Consider the following 17,167-nt stretch of genomic DNA (forward strand, 5'->3'; position numbering starts at 1 on the left):
CGGCCCGTATGAGTGGGCGGCCAGCCGGAGAGCTTCCGGCCGGCCGCCTTCTTGCATCCCGAGCAGTGCGAATGAAAGGACCCACCCATGATTGAGTCGGTACGCAATTCCCGAGTGCGTGATGTGCGTAAGCTCGCGCAAAAAGCTGAGCGCACCGAGCGCGGTCTGTTTGTGCTCGAGGGGCCGCAGGCCGTCCGCGAGGCCCTGCACGACCGCCCTGATCTAATTACCGAACTATTTGCCACCCCCACCGCAATGGAACGGCACCACGACCTCGCCGAACTTGCCGACGCAGCCGGAATCGAGGTCGTTTGGGCCACCGAAGAGGTCGTCGATGCGATGTGCGATACCCGCACCCCGCAGGGTGTGGTGGCCGTCGCGCGGCAGTTTCCGGTGGCGATTAAGCGTCTCTTTGATGAGTCGCCGCAGCTGGTGGTGATTCTCGAAGAGGTACGTGACCCCGGTAATCTCGGCACCATCATCCGGGTGGCCGATGCCGCGGGTGCGGATGCGGTCATCCTCACCGGCCGCTCGGTCGACCTTTACAACCCGAAGGTGGTGCGTGCCACAACCGGTTCGCTTTTTCACGTGCCGATTGCAGTGGATGGCGATTTCCTTGACGCGAGTGTGCGCGCCAAGACGGCCGGGATGCGACTGGTCGCCGCCGATATTGACGGCGACGATCTGCTGGCGGCCCGAAACGCGGGCGACCTCGCGCAGCCAGCCGCCTGGGTGTTCGGAAACGAGGCTCGTGGCCTGCCCGACGACATCATCGCGCAGTGTGATGCCACGATCGCGGTACCCAACTACGGGCGTGCCGAATCGATGAACCTCGCCACTGCGGCAAGCGTGTGCCTGTACGAGTCGGCGTTCGCGCAGCGTTCGGCATAGTTTTTGCTGGTGGTGGCCGTCGCGGATGCGGCGGTCACCACGGTGTTTTCCGCCGGCCACCACGCTATTTTCCCGGCGGTCGAGTGGTTCGTTACTTCTTGTTTCCATGAACCGTTGCGTTGTGTGGTTATATGTCACCTATGAACTCGAACAATGATGTTGAGTCGACGCGGCCACTTGTAGAAATCAACGGCGTTAATAAGTGGTACGGGGAGAACCATGTACTGAAAGACATTAACCTCACCGTTAACCGAGGCGAAACGGTTGTGGTCATCGGCCCGTCCGGGTCTGGCAAATCAACACTTTGTCGGTCGATTAACCGCCTAGAAACCATTGATCAGGGCGAGATTCTCATCGATGGCGTGAAGCTCCCCGAAGAGGGAGCAGACCTCGCCAAACTGCGCAGCGATGTGGGCATGGTGTTTCAATCGTTCAACCTCTTCCAGCACAAGACTGTTCTGGAAAACGTCACGCTGGCACCAGTGAAGGTGCGCAAGATGAACAAACAAGAAGCCGAAAAGCGCGCAATGCAGCTGCTTGAACGGGTCGGCGTCGGAGCACACGCGCACAAGATGCCCGCGCAACTTTCGGGTGGGCAGCAGCAGCGCGTGGCGATCGCTCGCTCGCTAGCAATGGATCCCAAGCTCATCCTGCTTGATGAACCCACCTCGGCACTCGACCCCGAAATGATTAATGAGGTGCTGGACGTAATGGTCGAACTGGCGCACGGCGGTATGACCATGGTGGTAGTCACCCACGAAATGGGCTTTGCTCGCAAGGCCGCCGACCGAGTTGTGTTCATGGCCGACGGGGCAGTGGTAGAAGAAGCCGACCCCGAACAGTTCTTTTCTCACCCGAGCAGTAGCCGAGCCAAAGAATTCCTCTCGAAGATCCTCGAACGTTAATTCTGAATTCCCCAAACCCCAACGACAAAGGAGTCACAGTGAACAAAAAACGCGGCCTACTTTCCGGCCTGGCTATTGTTGCCGCTACCTGTCTCGCACTCACCGGCTGCTCGGGCTCGGGCAGCGAACCTGAGGTTGCTGAAAACCCCGAGTTCGCCGACGGTACCACCATGGCGAAGCTCGCCGACGCCGGCACCATCACCATCGGCACCAAGTTTGACCAGCCGCTATTCGGTCTTTCGGGCCCCGACGGCACGCCCGAGGGCTTCGACGTCGAAATCGGCAAGCTCATTGCGGCCGACCTCGGCATCGCACCCGACAAGATCAAGTGGGTCGAGACGGTATCGCAAAACCGCGAGGCCTTCGTTCAAAACGGCACTGTCGACATTGTGATCGCCACCTACACCATCAACGACAAGCGCAAAGAAGTAATCGACTTCGGCGGCCCCTACTACGTCGCTGGCCAGTCGTTCCTGGTGCCCACCGGCAACCCCGGCGGCATCACCACCGAAGAGGGCAAGATCGCCGACTCGCTCAAAGACAAGACCGTCTGCACCGTGGTCGGTTCAACCTCGGAAGAGAACGTTCGCGAGTACACCGACAAGGTCATGACCGTCGACAAGTACAGCGACTGCATCGAACCGATGCGTTCGGGGCAGGCCGACGCGCTCACCACCGACAACGTGATCCTCGCGGGGCTCGCCGACCAGAACAAGGGCGAGTTCGAAGTGGTCAGCGGCACCTTCACCGAGGAGCCCTACGGTATCGGCTTGAAGAAGGGTGATGACGAGTTCCGGAACTTCATCAACGACACCGTCGAGGCCGCCTACGAGGATGGCCGCTGGGAAGAAGCCTGGAAGTCAACCGTTGGCGACAACCTCGAGCTTCCCGACCCGCCCGCCGTCGACCGCTACTAGGCCGGCTCGAAGCAAACTGACCGTTTCGGCTCGGGCGCCAGCTGAACTTGCGCCCGGGGACGACATTCATCCCGAGCTGCGTGGCACCGACTCGCAACCGCTGCGCCGGTGTCACGCAGCTCACCACCACAGGAAACATCAGGATGCAGGCACTCTTTGAGAACATTGACCAGGTGTGGGCGGCGTTCCTCAACACGTTGCTCCTGCTCGCCGTGGGCGGCGTCGGCGCATCCCTCATCGGCACATTCGTGGCACTGCTACGAATTTCACCGATTCCCGCGCTGCGGATGATCGCCACCGTCTACACCGAGCTGGTGCGGAACACGCCACTGACGCTCGTATTTTTTCTCGTGATCGTCGTGCTGCCAGTGCTCAACCTGGGGCTCGACTCAATGGCCGGCGCATTTCTCGCGCTGTCGATCTACACCTCACCATTCATTGCCGAAGCGCTCCGCTCGGGCGTCAACGGGGTGCCCATGGGGCAGGCTGAGGCGGCTCGATCACTGGGGCTCAATTTCAATCAGACGATCCGGCACGTGATCTTCCCCCAGGCCATGCGCATGGTGGTGCCGCCGCTCATCAACGTGTTCATCGCACTCACCAAAAACACTTCGGTGGCATCAGGCTTCTACGTCGTCGAACTGGTTGCGCAATCAAAAATCTTGGCCAACGCAAACGGTGACCAGGTCGTCCCGATGCTGTTCGGCATCGCACTCTTCTACCTGATCATCACCGTGCCGCTCGGTCTCATCGCGGCACGCATCGAACGAAAGGTGGCGGTGCTTCGATGAGCGCATCAGTTCTCTATGACGCGCCCGGCCCCAAGGCGCGGCGACAGTCACGCATCATTTCGGCCGTGGCCACCGCCGTCATCGTGGTGCTATTGGGCTGGTTCATCTTCGAGCTCGGCCAGCCACGAACCGCTGCCACGGGAGCCGAACTTACCGGGCTATGGCACCCCGACCGCTGGGATATTTTCACCGACTCGCGAGTCTGGGAGGGGTTGCTGTGGCGTGGACTCGTGATGGGTACGCTGCGTGCGGCGGCGCTCGCGGCCGTGTTCGCGATTGTGCTCGGCGTTTTGTTTGCGCTCGGGCGACTGGCACGCAGCCGCTGGATACGCATCCCGGTCACTATTGTGCTCGAATTCTTCCGCGGTATGCCCGTGCTACTGATGATGCTGTTCATCCTGCTCGGCCTCAAAGTGGGTGACTACTGGGCCGTGGTTGGCGCGCTTGCGCTGTACAACGGCGCCATCATCGGTGAAGCACTGCGCGCTGGTATTACCTCGCTGCCACGCGGGCAGCAAGAAGCGGCACTATCGCTGGGAATGACCCGGATGCAGACCCGCTTTTTGATTGAGCTGCCACAGGCTTTCCGGCAGATGCTGCCAATCATTGTGGCGCAGACCGTGGTGCTGCTGAAAGACACTTCACTGGCTTACATCGTGTCGTATCCCGAGCTGCTGCGGGTATCAAACCAGCTCAAGGACTACTACGGATCGGGCAACTACTCGTTCTCGATCTTCTTTGTGACGCTCGCGATCTACCTCCTCGTGAACCTCTCGCTCAGCGCGTTCGCGAGGTGGATCGCGCGCCGTTCAGGGCCGCGGGCTGTGGGCGCGACCCGACGTCGTACCCGCCGCGGGGGAGACGCGTCGACGCCGCCGCGCGGTCAGATCGGCACCGATACCTCGCTGCTCTCGATCGGTAAAGCAGAAGGTATGACCGGTCGCACCGAACAAAGCGGCGGTCGGTCACGCTAATCGGTGGCCGTGGGCGGGATGCAGCGCGCGTCCCGCTCACGATGTCACTAGACTTAACCCTTGTGTCAGACCTAAATTCGCCAGAGAACCCGATTACCCCGGCGGCGGTCGAAGCGGCAGAACAGGCCGCGCTGGCTGCCATCGCCGCGGCTATGAGCACCGTCGAGCTCAAGCAGGTGCGAAGTGACCACCTTGCCGAAGCATCCCCGCTCGCCGAGCTCAACAGCAAGATGCGCGCGGTGCCGAAAGAGCTGAAAAAAGAAGCCGGCAAACTGATCGGCGGGGCTCGAGGGCGAGTCAACCAGGCGTTTGCCGCACGCGAAGCAGAAATTGCTGCCGCCGAAGCTGCCGCACAGCTTGAAGCTGAACGGGTCGATGTCACCGCCGCACCACTGCGTGAACGTGTCGGTGCCCGGCACCCGCTCACCATGCTGCGCGATCGGGTCTGCGACATCTTTGTTGGGATGGGTTGGGAGATTGCCGACGGCCCCGAACTTGAAAGCGAGTGGTACAACTTCGACTCGCTCAATTTCGATGCCGACCACCCCGCACGCGCGCTGCAAGACACCTTCTTTGTTGAACCGGTTGAGCGCCACATGTTGATGCGCACCCACACCTCACCGGTGCAGATGCGCTCAATGCTCGAGCGCGGTGTGCCGCTGTATGTGCTCGCCCCCGGACGCACCTACCGCACCGACGAACTCGACGCGACACACACACCGGTGTTCATGCAGTTTGAGGGCATCGCGATCGATAAGCACCTCTCAATGGCGCACCTGCGCGGCACCCTTGAACACTTTGCCCGCAGCATGTTTGGCGAGGATGCCCGCATCCGGTTGCGGAACAACTATTTCCCATTCACCGAACCGAGCGCGGAACTCGACGTGTGGCACCCCGGCGCCAAGGGCGGCCCGCGCTGGGTCGAATGGGGCGGTTGCGGCATGGTGCATCCGAATGTGCTGCGTGCCGCAGGCGTCGACCCGGAAGAATACCGCGGTTTTGCCTTTGGGATGGGTGTCGAGCGCACGCTCATGTTCCGTAACGATCTCAGCGATATGCACGACATTGTTGAGGGCGACGTCCGTTTCAGCCAGCAGTTCGGGATGGTGATCTAGTCATGCGTGTACCTCTTTCTTGGATCCGCGAATACGTCGAGATTCCCGCCGAAGCAACCCCGCGTGAGGTGCTTGACGCATTCGTGCGCGTGGGTCTTGAAGACGAAGCGATTCACGCCACCGAAGCATCCGGCCCCATCGTCGTGGGTGAGGTGCTCGAATTCGTTCCCGAACCGCAGAAGAACGGCAAAACCATTAACTGGTGTCAGGTGCGGGTTGCGCCCGATGGCGCCAGTGCGGCCGACGGCGGCGAGGCCGTGCGCGGCATCGTCTGTGGCGCCCACAACTTCAAGGTCGGCGACCAGGTGGTGGTCACCCTGCCCGGAGCGGTGCTGCCCGGCGACTTCCGCATCTCGGCACGCAAAACCTACGGCCACGTGTCTGACGGGATGATGGCTTCGGTGCGCGAACTCGGCATCGGTGACGACCACGACGGCATCATCGTGCTGGCAGACTTCGGCATTGAGGCCGAGGTCGGAGCTCTCGCGCTGCCGTTACTGGGGCTCGACGATGTTGCGGTTGAGGTGAACGTCACTCCCGACCGCGGCTATGCCATGTCGATGCGCGGGCTCGCTCGTGAATACGCGAACTCGACCGGTGCGGCGCTCGCCGACCCCGCCGAGCGCGACGAGCTGCAGCAGATTCTTGCCGCCGGCGTGGCGGCCGACGCTGCCGATGTGCGAGTGCCGCTGTCGATCAGCGACGAACTCGGGGTGCGCGACCAGCAGCTGGCGCCGGTGTTTGCCGGGCTGGTGGTCACCGGCGTCGACGGACACCGTCCGACCCCGGCTTGGATGGCGCAGCGGCTACGCCTGGCGGGGATCCGTTCACTCGGACTGCTGATCGACATCACCAACTATGTGATGCTCGAACTCGGCCAGCCGATCCACGGATACGATCTCGACAAGCTGCGCGGCGGCATCCACGTGCGTCGCGCCAAAGCTGGCGAGCGGCTCACCACCCTCGACAGCAAAGACCGCGAACTGTCGCCCGAAGACATCCTGATCACCGACGACCGCGGCCCGATCGGCCTCGCCGGCACGATGGGCGGTGAAGAAACCGAACTCACCGACGACACGGTGAACGTGTTCATCGAAGCGGCAAATTTCGCGCCAATCTCGATCGCCCGCACTGCCCGCCGGCACAAGCTGCCGAGCGAAGCATCCCGTCGTTTTGAACGAGGAGTCGACCCGGCGGTCGCACCCGCGGCGGCGGCGCGCGTGGCCGAACTGCTGGTGGAACTCGCCGGCGGCAAGGTCGAACCGGTCGGTCAAATCATCGGCTCGGTGGTGTCGCGCGACGAGATCGCAATGCCCGCATCCCTACCCGCAACCCTGATGGGTGTCGACTACGGTGCCGATGAAGTGCTGGATGCACTACGCGCCGTTGGCTGCGAGGTGCGAGTGGACGGCGACACGATTTATGCACGCCCGGCCAGCTGGCGCCCCGACCTCACGAGCGACGTCAACCTGGTTGAAGAAGTTGCGCGACTGCTTGACTTCGATCGCATCCCCGCTGAGCTGCCCATTGCGCCGGCGGGCCGCGGATTCACTCGCGAACAGCGTCTTCGTCGCCAGCTTGCGGATGTGCTTGCCGCCACCGGTTGCACCGAGGTGATGAGCTACCCGTTCGTGAGCGCCGACGACGTGGCGACGTTTGGTGCGCCTGAGGCTGACACGCAGCCGGCGATGAAGCTTGCGAATGCGATGGATGCGACTGTGCCCTATCTGCGCACAAGCACGCTGCCGGGGCTGATCGGGGTGGCGCACCGCAATGTTTCGCGCGGACTCACCGATATTGCAGTGTTTGAACTTGGCCGCGTGTTCCGTCCCGAGGCTGGTAAGCGGTACGGTGTCGACTCGCTGCCGCCGGTGGGTGAGCGCCCGAGCGACGAGGTGCTTGCCCAGCTGAACGACGGGCTGCCGCCGCAACCGCACTATCTTGGTGCACTGCTTGTGGGGGAACGCACGTCGGCGCAGCCGGGTGTGCGGGCCGTGAAATTCGGATGGCAGGATGCGCTTGAACTGGTGCACCGCGTTGGTGCGGCAGTGGGTGCCGAGATCGTGGTGCGCCAGGGGCGGCACATTGCCTTCCACCCCGGACGCTGCGCCGAAGTGTCGGTGCGCAACACCGCTGGTGATGAGCGGGTGATCGGCTACGCGGGTGAGCTGCATCCCGAAATTGCTGCCGAGCGCGACCTGCCGCGAGTGGTGGGCGCCGTTGAAATTGACGTGGATGCGCTGCTCGCGGGCACCGACCGGCATGTTTCAGCGGTGGTGATCGCGGGCGTGCCGGCAGCCACCCAAGACCTGTCGCTCGTGGTGCGCGAAGAGGTTGCGGCCGGTGAGCTGCGGGATGCGGTGGTTGAGGGCGCCGGTGAGCTGCTCGAAGACATCCGGCTCGTCGCTGACTACCGCGGTGAGGGGCTCGAGCCCGGCACGAAGTCGGTGACCTTCGCGCTGCGGTTCCGCGCGAACGACCGCACTCTGACCGCTGCCGAAGCCACCGAGGCGAAAGAAGCCGGTGCCGCAGTGGCCGCCGAACGCTACGGAGCCAGCATCCGCGCCTAGCCCAGTTTGCTTTGCGGCTGCTGTCCGCAGCCGCCCTGCAGCTGTCTGCTTTCTCCCTGCAGCTGTCGCCCGTCGTATTGGCGCGGGCGGCAGCTGCTTGCTGTCTTGCTGCTGGCCTGCATCCCCCCTGCATCCCCTGCGGAATTTTGTTTCCTGACTTCATCCCGGTGATGATTTTTGTTTCCTGGCTGCAAAACTCGAGTTTTAGGTGCCATTTGGGTTGGATGCGGGCAATTTGCAGCCAAAATTCTGAGGCCAGGAAACAAAAATCTGCATGTGAGCGGGGGCAGCAGGTTGGGCGGCTGGTCTGTGCATCCCAGGTAGGGGATGCGCGCTTCGCAGGTAGGGGGATGCGTCGTGTCGCAGACCAGCAGGATGCGTTGCGTTGCTTGCGCGTCTCAGGCTGGCACGATGTGCCGCTGCCCGAGCGCCGCAAGAACGGTTTGCGACACCGCAGGCCAGTTGAAATACACATCCTCATAGGTGACACGAATGACTCGATACCCGAGCGCGGACAGTTGCTGGTCGCGTGTGCGGTCGCGCTGGTAGTGCAGTTCGCCGGTGTGATGCGCGCGACTGTCCACTTCGATGACCACGTCGTCTTCGACGAGAAAATCCACGCGCGCGTTCAGCTGCTCCACCACGAACTGCGGCACAAAACGAAGGTTTTCGGCTTCGAGCCACATGCGAACGAGAGTTTCGGCGCCCGATTCAGCTCTGCCATCCACCAGGGCGATGCGGCTGCGCACCGACTGCGGATAATCCTGAACAAGATCTTGCATCTCATCGCGGGAAAGCAACTGGCGCTGAACGAGAGAATCGCCGACGACCGTGCAGGTTGCTCGGTCGCTCGTCAACACCATGATTTGAAAGGCGACCTGTAGCGAATCCACCGACTGGATGATCGGCGCATTTTTGCGTTGCGGGAGGGCGACAGGATGCACTCCATCGCGCTGCTGAATGCGGTGGACATAAGCGGCGCGCACCGGGATCTCGGGGCCTCCCGGATCCCAGGCTCCGCGCAGGGCGAGCGCTCGTGCGCCAGTGAGCACGCCTCCGGCAGCGACCGCCGTAACCACGTCGGGATTGGGAGTCATGAATCCTGGTGCTTGAAACCAACCATGGCGGATGCGTTGCAAGACGCCGCGTCGTAGGCCGCGGTCGACATCGTGTGATCGGTAGCCGGCGTTCAGTAGCTGAAACCTTGCGACGACTCCGAAATTTGCTTCAAGCAGTTCTTGGATTGATTTCACGGTGTCAGGTTGGTAAGAAATCGCGTTTTGTTCCGGGCCCAGGGTGGTCTCTGGGAATAACTCACTATCCACAGCCCCTCCGGGCTGGGTTGCGGCGTTCAACTCGGTGTCTCGGCGTCTAACCGGCCAACCGCTCCTGCTCAGCTAACGCCGCTGCGTGCTTTGGTGCCGCCGCCTCCCGGTTAGGTAGCGCCGCACTACCGTCGCCACCTGCTTGGTGCGAGATTTGTTTCCTGACTGCATCCTCGCTGTTGAATTTTGTTTCCTGGCTGCATCCCGGCGGGGGAGTTTTGTTTCCTGGCTGCAGAATGCCTGCAGTTGAGGCTAAAGCGGCCTGATTTGGCCCTATTTCTGCGTGGATGCAGCCAAAAATCAAAAAACAGGAAACAAAATTCTGAGGTCAGGAAACAAAATTCTGCGGGGGCGGCGAGGCTGCGCGCTAGGCCCCGGGCTCGGTGCGCGCGGGCTCGGTGAACTCGGGGGCGGTGAGGGTGCGCGGCGCGACGCCGAGCGGCGGCGTGCTGGGCAGCTGTTTGGCGGCGGCATCAAAATCGGCGAGGCGCCGCGCGGTGGGCAGCACTCGCGCTTCAAGCGACCCGATCAGCTGGTCGTAGGCCTCCACCGATCCCTGCAGCTGCCGGCCAAGTTTGGCGAGGTGCCCGGATGCGGTGGCAAGTCGGCGGTACAGCTCGGCTGACAGTTCAAGCACCTCGGCAACCGAATCGCTCACTCGCTCCTGCTGCCAGGCTGCCGCGACGGCTCGCAGAATCGCCCAGAGCGTAGTGGGTGAGGCGAGCGCCACATCGCGGTTGAACGCGTAGTCGAGCAGCGCCGGGTCGGCACCAACCGCCGCCGATAGCGCCGCCTCACTCGGCAGATACGCGATCACCAGTGGCGCCGCCCCGGAAACCGCAGCCGGGTAGTCGCGGGTGCGCAGCGCATCCACGTGGCCCCGCACCGCGCGCGCGTGCTCGAGCAAGAGGCGCTGCCGCTGTTTTTCATCCGCCGCATCCCCTGGGACTGGCACCGCCAGCGCCTCCAAATACCGCGCCATCGGCGCCTTGGCATCGATAATCAGTTCGTGTTCGCCAGGAAGGTGCACGAGTGCATCCGGTCGCGCCCCGCCAGAACCTGATGCCACCGTCACCTGGGTATTGAAGTCGACATGCTCGAGCATCCCGGTTGCCTCGAGAAGATTGCGCAGCTGCGCTTCACCCCAGTTGCCACGGGCACTACTCGACCGCATCGATGTGGCCAGCTGTTCAGTGGCGGCCCGAAGTTCAGCATCGGATCGTGCCTGTACTCGCAGCTGCTCACTCAACCGCCCGTGAAGCTCGAGCCGTTCGCCTTCAAGCTCTTGCACCACGGCACGCAGCTGCTGCAGCTCTCCGCGCACTGGTGCCAGTTCGCGAAGCACCGCAGTGTCGCCGCGGTGCCGCGCGTCCTGCGTTTCGAGCGCGCTGCGCAGTTCAGCGACCCGCGCTTCAGCAGCGGCCGCGCGGGCGCGGTTGACGAGCAATCCGATGGCGATGCCGAGCGCGACGCCGACGATCAAGCAGAGGATGAGCCAAATGGGATGCATGGGTGAACTCTCGCACGAGCCTCCGACATTTTCGGCTCAACACTGGCCAAAGGCCAAAACAACACCGACCAAAAAGCGAAACAACACCGGCCAAAGGCCAAAACAACACCGATCAAAAACCGAAACAACACCGGCCAAAAGCCAAAAACTATCCCTGCCGCACCATCAGCACGATCGCGATCACGGGCGAAACCAACAGCACCGCCAAGCCAACCCACAGCAGCCACGTAATCGGCGATGCGAGCAGCGCTGCCGTGATTCCGGCGTAGATCAGCTGCATCCCAACCCCAACGAGCACCAGCAGCTGGTAGCTCAGCGCGTAGAGGCGGGCGGCGTTGTCGGCAGTCACCGGCACCGGGTAATTCACGATGCGTGGCCGCGCCGCGAACCAGAAGATGAGCACCGTTATCGCAAGCATGATTGCGATGAGCACAAACACGCTCGTTTTCGGTCCGAAACTGTCGGGTTCACCGTTGACATCGAAGTGGATTGGCACGATTTCCGACATCGAGGGATAGACGGCGAGCAACGTTACCGAAATCGCGATTGCCGAAATCACTGATGCCCACCGCAAGATCCGCCAGACGGGGCCAATAGCGGGTGTAATACGGGGTCGGGATTCCATAGTGATCTCAGCAGCGGGCCGCATCCAAGCGGCGCTAGTTGCCGAAGAGCCTGCCGAGAAGTCCGCGGCCGCGGCGGGTGGGCGGCTGCGCTGCCGGCACGGGGTCGATTTCGGGCAGTTCGTTCTCGAGCGCCCAGCTCGCGAAACTTGCCCACTCGAGCGCGAGGGTATCGTCGTTGGGGATATCGAGCGATTCTGCGATGCGGTGCGCGATAGTCATCGTGTCGTCGGCCTCGTCGACGACTTTGGCGAGTGCTGCGCGGGTTTGGCTGCCGGGGCCCCGGCCTTCGTATCTGGCGAGCAGGCCCGACACGTGCATCCCGTCGAGCACGAGTTCGACGCGTTTCAGCAGCGGCGGCCGCACACCTGCCAGTCGCCGCCGCCGTGCAGCGAGTAGCTGCACTGCAAGGCCCGAGGCGGGCACCTCGGCGCGGGCTATTTCGAGCAGGTGCGTTTCGGCGGTGTTGCCGACGGTTGCTTCTAATGCGCGCAGATACTGTTCGGCGGCCATGCTTGAGCCCGTCCACGCTTCGCGGTGACCGTGGGCGACTTCGATAATCCGGTCGGCGAAAGCGGCATCGCGGGTGTGGTGGATGAGTTCGCAGGTGGCGGTCCAGGATGCGGGCTGTTCGCCCGGTTGCGGTTCGCCACTGGGCACCGCATCCAGGGGCCGCTCAAGCCCCCAGTACGACAGCACGGTGTTGCGCACGTCGGGCCGGTCGGGGGTGGCGGATGCGGCTGCAACGAGGAGCTCGTCGGTGACTCGCTCAACGGCCGGGTCGTTGGGCTGTGGCGCGGCCTCGGTGAGGTCGCGTCGCAGCTGCAGGTATACCTCACCGCGGTCGTCGGCGCGCAGGGCCCTTGCCGATCGTGCCAGGTCGAGGGGGAGTGCGTCGGTATCGTGTGCGACGAGCCAGGTGCGTAGCTCGTCGATCACTTTGGGGCTGAAGGCCCGGCGCACCGGTTCGCTTGCTGGCTGCAGGTAACAGCGCCAGGCGAATTCGTCGGGGAAGGGTGCTGACCAGTTTTGGGCGATGTATTCGACGGCACGGTGGTCGTCGAAGCTGTGTGCCAGCATGAGCGCGAGTCCGGCAACCAGGTCACGTTTGCCGCTGTCGCGCATCCGCACCCATTTGTCGAGCAGTGCCCGGTAGGCTTTTTCGCCGCCGTCGGCGACAATGGCAGCGTATACGCCGTTGGGGTCGGCCTGTTCGGCGTGATCGAGGGCGTATTTCCAGAGCGGAGTTTGCGCTGCGGTCATGTCGTCATAGTAGGGGGCCAATCTTGCGGCAAACTCAGTGCCGCGGTGTCAGTGCGGCAGGGCCGGGATGCGCGCCAAAGGCCGGTGCTAGAAGGTCGCTTTTCGTTCGAGTGCGGTGAGTGCGTCAGCATCCTCGGCGGGGATTTCGCGGATGAACACCGCGGTTTGTTTTGACAGCTCGGCGAGCGTTGCGGTTTCCATACGGCGAGCGATGTCGATGACGATTGCCGCGCAGGCTTCGGCGTCTTCGAGCGGGTCGTGATGGTTTTGCAGTTCGTATCCGGCTTCGCGGGCGGCGTTGGGCAGGCGGTATGACTGCAGCTGGTAGCCGCGCCGGGCGAGCCGCAGCGAACAAAAGTATCGCGCTGCGGGCACGGGAAGTGTGCAGGCTCGGGTGGCGGCAACGAGCACTCCGGCGTCGAATCCGGCATTGTGGGCGACGATGATGTCGTCACCGACAAAGTTGAGGATGCGTTCGAGCGCTTCGGGCCATTCGGGGGCGCGGGATACCCGCTCGCGTGAGATGCCGTGCAGCTGCACGTTGAAGGGGGTGAATTCGTCGTGCCCGGCCGGCGGGCGGATGAGGAAGTGTTCGCGGTCGGTGATCTCACTGCCGCGCACCCGAACCATCCCGACGGCGCAGGCTGATGCGGGGGAGCGGTTTGCGGTTTCAAAGTCGAGCGCGACGAAATCGGGCATAGCAACCATCCTTGCAGGTGCCACCGACTCTCGCCGAGCTAGGCGGGGCTTGCGGCGGGTAGAATCGGTGCCTATGGCTCTTACTCTCGGAATTGTCGGTCTGCCCAATGTCGGTAAGTCGACGCTGTTCAATGCTCTGACCAAGAACACCGTGCTCGCGGCGAACTATCCGTTCGCGACGATTGAGCCGAATGTGGGTGTGGTTGAGCTGTCCGATGAACGTCTCGGACGGCTCGCCGAGATTTTCGGTTCTGAACGCATCCTGCCTGCGACCGTGTCGTTTGTGGATATTGCCGGCATTGTGAAGGGTGCTTCGGAGGGCGAGGGTTTGGGTAACCAGTTCCTCGCGAATATTCGCGAGGCGGATGCGATTTGCCAGGTGGTGCGCGGGTTCAGTGACCCGGATGTGGTGCACGTGGATGGCAAGGTGTCGCCGGCGAGCGATATGGAGACGATTAATACCGAGCTGATTCTTGCCGATCTGCAGACGATCGAGAAGGCGCTGCCGCGCTATGAGAAGGGCGCGAAGCACAAGACGCTTGACCCGCAGATGTACAGCACTGCGAAGGAGGCGCTCGCGGTGCTTGAAGAAGGCAAGCTGCTGTCGATGAGTGATCTTGATCTTGAGCCAATTCGTGAGCTGGGGCTGTTGAGCGCGAAGCCGTTTATTTACGTGTTTAACGTGGATGAGGATGCGCTTGGCGATGAGGCGAAGCTTGCGGAGCTTGCCGCGTTGGTGGCGCCGGCGAAGGCGGTGTTTTTGGATGCGAAGACCGAGTCGGAGCTAATTGATCTGCCGGCCGATGAGGCGGCTGAGCTGCTCGCGTCGTTGGGGCAGGAAGAGTCGGGGCTTGACCAGCTGGCGCGCGTCGGTTTCGACACGCTGGGCTTGCAGACGTATTTGACTGCCGGGCCGAAGGAGTCGCGCGCGTGGACGATTCGCAAGGGGTGGAAGGCGCCGCAGGCTGCGGGTGTGATCCACACCGATTTCGAGCGCGGGTTCATTAAGGCTGAGGTCGTGTCGTTTGACGACCTGGATGCGGCCGGTTCAATGACGGATGCGAAGGCCGCCGGCAAGGTGCGTATGGAGGGCAAGGACTACGTCATGCAGGATGGTGATGTGGTCGAGTTCAAATTTAACGTGTAGTGCTTAACCTCTGCGATGAACTCTTTGATCCCGGGACGTGATGAGGACTGGGGCTATTGTGCTCCCCCGAACGCTACGGCCCGGGGACACGAGGCTGTGTCGCAGGTGCAAGCGAGAGGACCAGGAGCGAAACACAGACCGCTGAGTCGACGCAGTCACGGTAAAGACGGAGCCGTCTAGGCGGTGCTCGAGGTTGCGCGAGATACGGTGACGCTGGGCGTCGGTAAGCGATGCGCATTCGGCGACATCGATGGAAAGCTGGACTTTGCCGTCCGTCGTGTTGACGCCCTGGCCGCCTGGAGTCGACGATTTCGCGAAACGCTCCGCGAGATCGGCGGCGATGACCGCACCGTCGGGGATCCCCGGGCCGGGCGCTATGGTCAGGTCGTTCATGCCGCCCAGCCTAGGTGCCCACAACCCTTTCTCGTCTCGGCGGAAGCGGAGACCGCGTCGCGACGGCCGGGATCCAGCCTCAGTATTATCCTCGTCACCGGTTGATTCGAACGCTTTTTGCTCCTCCTTCTCCCGTCGTGCTTCGATTTCAGCGGCCTCCGTAGGTGGCAGTGATCGCTGGATCCCTCGAACTACCGGTTCCGATCAGCGGTCGAAGGATTTTCGCAGCAGCCGGACCTGCGGCGCCGGTGCCGCCGCCGTAGCCTGACGAGCATCCCCGCCATGACGGCCATCACGACGGCGGTCCCGGCACCGATGATCCAGGGATTACCGAGGAGCCCACCGACGCCTGCAAGTGCTCCGCCCGCCGCGATGAACGGCAGGCCGCAGCAGAGCAGCGACGGAAGCGCGCAGCATGCCAGCAAGAGCAGCCCGGTCACTGCAGCGACGACGGGACCGGCGCGCCATTCGTCGCGGTCCTGATCGGCGCTCATCGTCTGCTTCAGGATGAGATCTCCCCGATTGCCTGTGTTGCCGTTCATGCGCAGCACGACAGCAGCGACGGGTCGGTGGTGAAGGCCTTCGTGGCGATCCGGATGCCCTCGGCCATGGTCAGGTAGGGGGCCCAGGCGTTGGCGACCTCGGCGACGGTCCTGCCGAGCACGTGGACGCCTGCGGCGGCGAGCTCCCCGGCGTCCTTGGCGACGGCGGTCAGGCCGAGGATCTCGTTCGTCTCGGCGTTCACGACGATCTTGATGAACCCGCGGGTGTCGCGGTTCACCAAGGCGCGGGGCACGTGGTGCAGGGGCAGGACGCGGCAGTCGCAGCGGATCCCCGCGGCGAGGACGTCCTTCTCGGTCATCCCGACCGCGCCGATCGCGGGCCCGGTGAACGTCACCCGCGGCAGGCGGGCGTAGTCGACGGACCGGTCGGCGTCGGCGAACGCGTTCTCGGCGACGAGGGTGCCGTGGTGGGCGGCGACGTAGACGAACTCGGGGTGCCCGGTCACGTCGCCCGCGGCCCAGACCCGCGGATTCGAGGACTGCAGCCGGTCGGAGACGACCACCTCGCCGGAGTCTCCGGTATTCACCCCGACCGCATCGAGGTTCAGGCCATCGGTGACGGGACGGCGTCCGAGGGCGACCAGGACCTGGTCGGCGCGGAACTCCTGCGAGCCGCCGGACAAGGCGGCGGTCACGACGGCCTCGCCTCCCGTGCCGCGGGAGACCCGGGTGGGCACTGCGCGGCTGACGACGCGGATGCCCTCGCCGGCGAACACCTCCTGGAGCGCCTTCGACACCTCCGGCTCCTCCTTCGACGCGAGCCGGGACCGCACGAGCAGCGTGACCTGCGAGCCGAGGCGGGCGAACAGCTGCGCCTGCTCCAGGGCGACGTAGCCGCCGCCGAGCACCAGCAGCGACTCGGGGACCTCCGTCAGCTCCATCGCCGTGGTCGAGGTCAGGTATCCGGTCTCCTCCAGGCCGTCGATCGGCGGTGCCCACGGGCGAGAACCAGTCGCGACCAGGTAGTGGTGGGCCTCGATGGTCTCGACGCTTCCGTCGGATCCGGCAACATCGAGAACCGGCGCATCAGGGGTGCCCACGAACGAGGCGTCGCCGCGGAGGACCTGCCAGCCGTAGGAGTCGGCGACGTCGGCGTACTTCTCGCCGCGCAGCGACTCCACCAACGCTTGCTTCCCAGCGATCAGCGCGGGCATGTCGACGGGATCCGCCGTCGTCGCGATCCCGGGGAACCGGGTTGCGGCGTCGACCGCGACGTGCCGCGCGCCGGCCGCGGCAATGAGCGCCTTCGACGGGACGCAGCCCGTGTTCACGCAGGTGCCGCCGAGCGTCCCGCGCTCGATCATCACCACCGACTTCCCGAGCGTGCTGGCGCGGATCGCAGCGGCGAACGCGCCGCCTCCCGATCCGATGATGGCGAGATCGTACTTCGTAGGCATCGCTGCTCCTGTCAACTCTTGGCTTTCTGCTCTGTCTCAGCCATACTGGACCTTCCAGTGCAGGGGAAGGTCAAGCGCGGCCAC

16 protein-coding genes are annotated in these 17,167 nt (G+C 63.6%); 9 read left to right on the forward strand and 7 right to left on the reverse strand.

All coding sequences use genetic code 11. The features are described from left to right. The first annotated feature begins 87 nt into the window (after nucleotides 1-87). From PV375_RS02565 to pheT, 7 genes are all read left to right on the forward strand, one after another. A complete protein-coding gene (locus PV375_RS02565) occupies nucleotides 88-891 on the forward strand; it encodes a TrmH family RNA methyltransferase (protein WP_332106021.1) in 804 nt (267 codons plus the stop codon). A gap of 140 nt (nucleotides 892-1,031) precedes the next feature. Further along, nucleotides 1,032-1,796: an amino acid ABC transporter ATP-binding protein gene (locus tag PV375_RS02570; protein ID WP_201518421.1), complete on the forward strand. Its 765-nt coding sequence runs from the start codon at nucleotides 1,032-1,034 to the stop codon at nucleotides 1,794-1,796. Nucleotides 1,797-1,834: 38 nt separating this feature from the next. Beyond that, on the forward strand, nucleotides 1,835-2,713 hold the full coding sequence (locus PV375_RS02575; protein WP_332106022.1) for a glutamate ABC transporter substrate-binding protein: 879 nt from the start codon (nucleotides 1,835-1,837) through the stop codon (nucleotides 2,711-2,713). 143 nt (nucleotides 2,714-2,856) lie between these two features. After that, the gene (locus PV375_RS02580) at nucleotides 2,857-3,504 is read left to right on the forward strand and encodes an amino acid ABC transporter permease (RefSeq protein WP_332106023.1); all 648 of its coding nucleotides are present in this window, start codon (nucleotides 2,857-2,859) and stop codon (nucleotides 3,502-3,504) included. Next, nucleotides 3,501-4,478 (forward strand): amino acid ABC transporter permease, encoded by a 978-nt coding sequence (locus PV375_RS02585; protein WP_332106024.1) that lies wholly within the window; start codon nucleotides 3,501-3,503, stop codon nucleotides 4,476-4,478. Before PV375_RS02580 ends, PV375_RS02585 begins: the two co-directional genes overlap by 4 nt. A gap of 41 nt (nucleotides 4,479-4,519) precedes the next feature. After that, nucleotides 4,520-5,593, forward strand: a complete 1,074-nt coding sequence (gene pheS, locus PV375_RS02590) for a phenylalanine--tRNA ligase subunit alpha (protein WP_332106025.1) — start codon at nucleotides 4,520-4,522, stop codon at nucleotides 5,591-5,593. Nucleotides 5,594-5,595: 2 nt separating this feature from the next. Beyond that, nucleotides 5,596-8,163 (forward strand): phenylalanine--tRNA ligase subunit beta, encoded by a 2,568-nt coding sequence (gene pheT, locus PV375_RS02595; protein ID WP_332106026.1) that lies wholly within the window; start codon nucleotides 5,596-5,598, stop codon nucleotides 8,161-8,163. A gap of 398 nt (nucleotides 8,164-8,561) precedes the next feature. Here pheT and PV375_RS02600 read toward each other — a convergent pair whose 3' ends face one another. From PV375_RS02600 to PV375_RS02620, 5 genes are all read right to left on the reverse strand, one after another. Then, nucleotides 8,562-9,260, reverse strand: coding sequence for an endonuclease domain-containing protein (locus PV375_RS02600; protein ID WP_332106027.1), 699 nt, complete (start codon nucleotides 9,258-9,260; stop codon nucleotides 8,562-8,564). A 595-nt stretch (nucleotides 9,261-9,855) separates the two neighbouring features. Beyond that, the gene (locus tag PV375_RS02605; RefSeq protein ID WP_332106028.1) at nucleotides 9,856-10,998 is read right to left on the reverse strand and encodes a DNA recombination protein RmuC; all 1,143 of its coding nucleotides are present in this window, start codon (nucleotides 10,996-10,998) and stop codon (nucleotides 9,856-9,858) included. A gap of 148 nt (nucleotides 10,999-11,146) precedes the next feature. Continuing rightward, the gene (locus PV375_RS02610) at nucleotides 11,147-11,557 is read right to left on the reverse strand and encodes a DUF1648 domain-containing protein (protein ID WP_332106029.1); all 411 of its coding nucleotides are present in this window, start codon (nucleotides 11,555-11,557) and stop codon (nucleotides 11,147-11,149) included. Between the two features lie 100 nt (nucleotides 11,558-11,657). Beyond that, a complete protein-coding gene (locus PV375_RS02615; protein WP_332106030.1) occupies nucleotides 11,658-12,884 on the reverse strand; it encodes a hypothetical protein in 1,227 nt (408 codons plus the stop codon). 87 nt (nucleotides 12,885-12,971) lie between these two features. Continuing rightward, a complete protein-coding gene (locus tag PV375_RS02620; RefSeq protein ID WP_332106031.1) occupies nucleotides 12,972-13,583 on the reverse strand; it encodes a 3'-5' exonuclease in 612 nt (203 codons plus the stop codon). A 73-nt stretch (nucleotides 13,584-13,656) separates the two neighbouring features. Here PV375_RS02620 and ychF point away from each other — a divergent pair, with 73 nt between their 5' ends. Both ychF and PV375_RS02630 read left to right on the forward strand, forming a co-directional pair. Beyond that, a complete protein-coding gene (ychF, locus tag PV375_RS02625; RefSeq protein WP_332106032.1) occupies nucleotides 13,657-14,730 on the forward strand; it encodes a redox-regulated ATPase YchF in 1,074 nt (357 codons plus the stop codon). 183 nt (nucleotides 14,731-14,913) lie between these two features. Then, nucleotides 14,914-15,228, forward strand: coding sequence for a hypothetical protein (locus tag PV375_RS02630; RefSeq protein WP_012359882.1), 315 nt, complete (start codon nucleotides 14,914-14,916; stop codon nucleotides 15,226-15,228). A gap of 86 nt (nucleotides 15,229-15,314) precedes the next feature. Here PV375_RS02630 and PV375_RS02635 read toward each other — a convergent pair whose 3' ends face one another. Continuing rightward, on the reverse strand, nucleotides 15,315-15,665 hold the full coding sequence (locus PV375_RS02635; RefSeq protein WP_005291003.1) for a hypothetical protein: 351 nt from the start codon (nucleotides 15,663-15,665) through the stop codon (nucleotides 15,315-15,317). Next, on the reverse strand, nucleotides 15,662-17,083 hold the full coding sequence (gene merA / locus PV375_RS02640; protein WP_332106033.1) for a mercury(II) reductase: 1,422 nt from the start codon (nucleotides 17,081-17,083) through the stop codon (nucleotides 15,662-15,664). The genes PV375_RS02635 and merA overlap by 4 nt, the downstream gene beginning before the upstream one ends. Between the last annotated feature and the right edge of the window lie 84 nt (nucleotides 17,084-17,167).

Source organism: Gulosibacter sp. GYB002, from assembly GCF_036577665.1.
GTDB classification, from domain to species: Bacteria; Actinomycetota; Actinomycetes; order Actinomycetales; family Microbacteriaceae; genus Gulosibacter; species Gulosibacter hominis.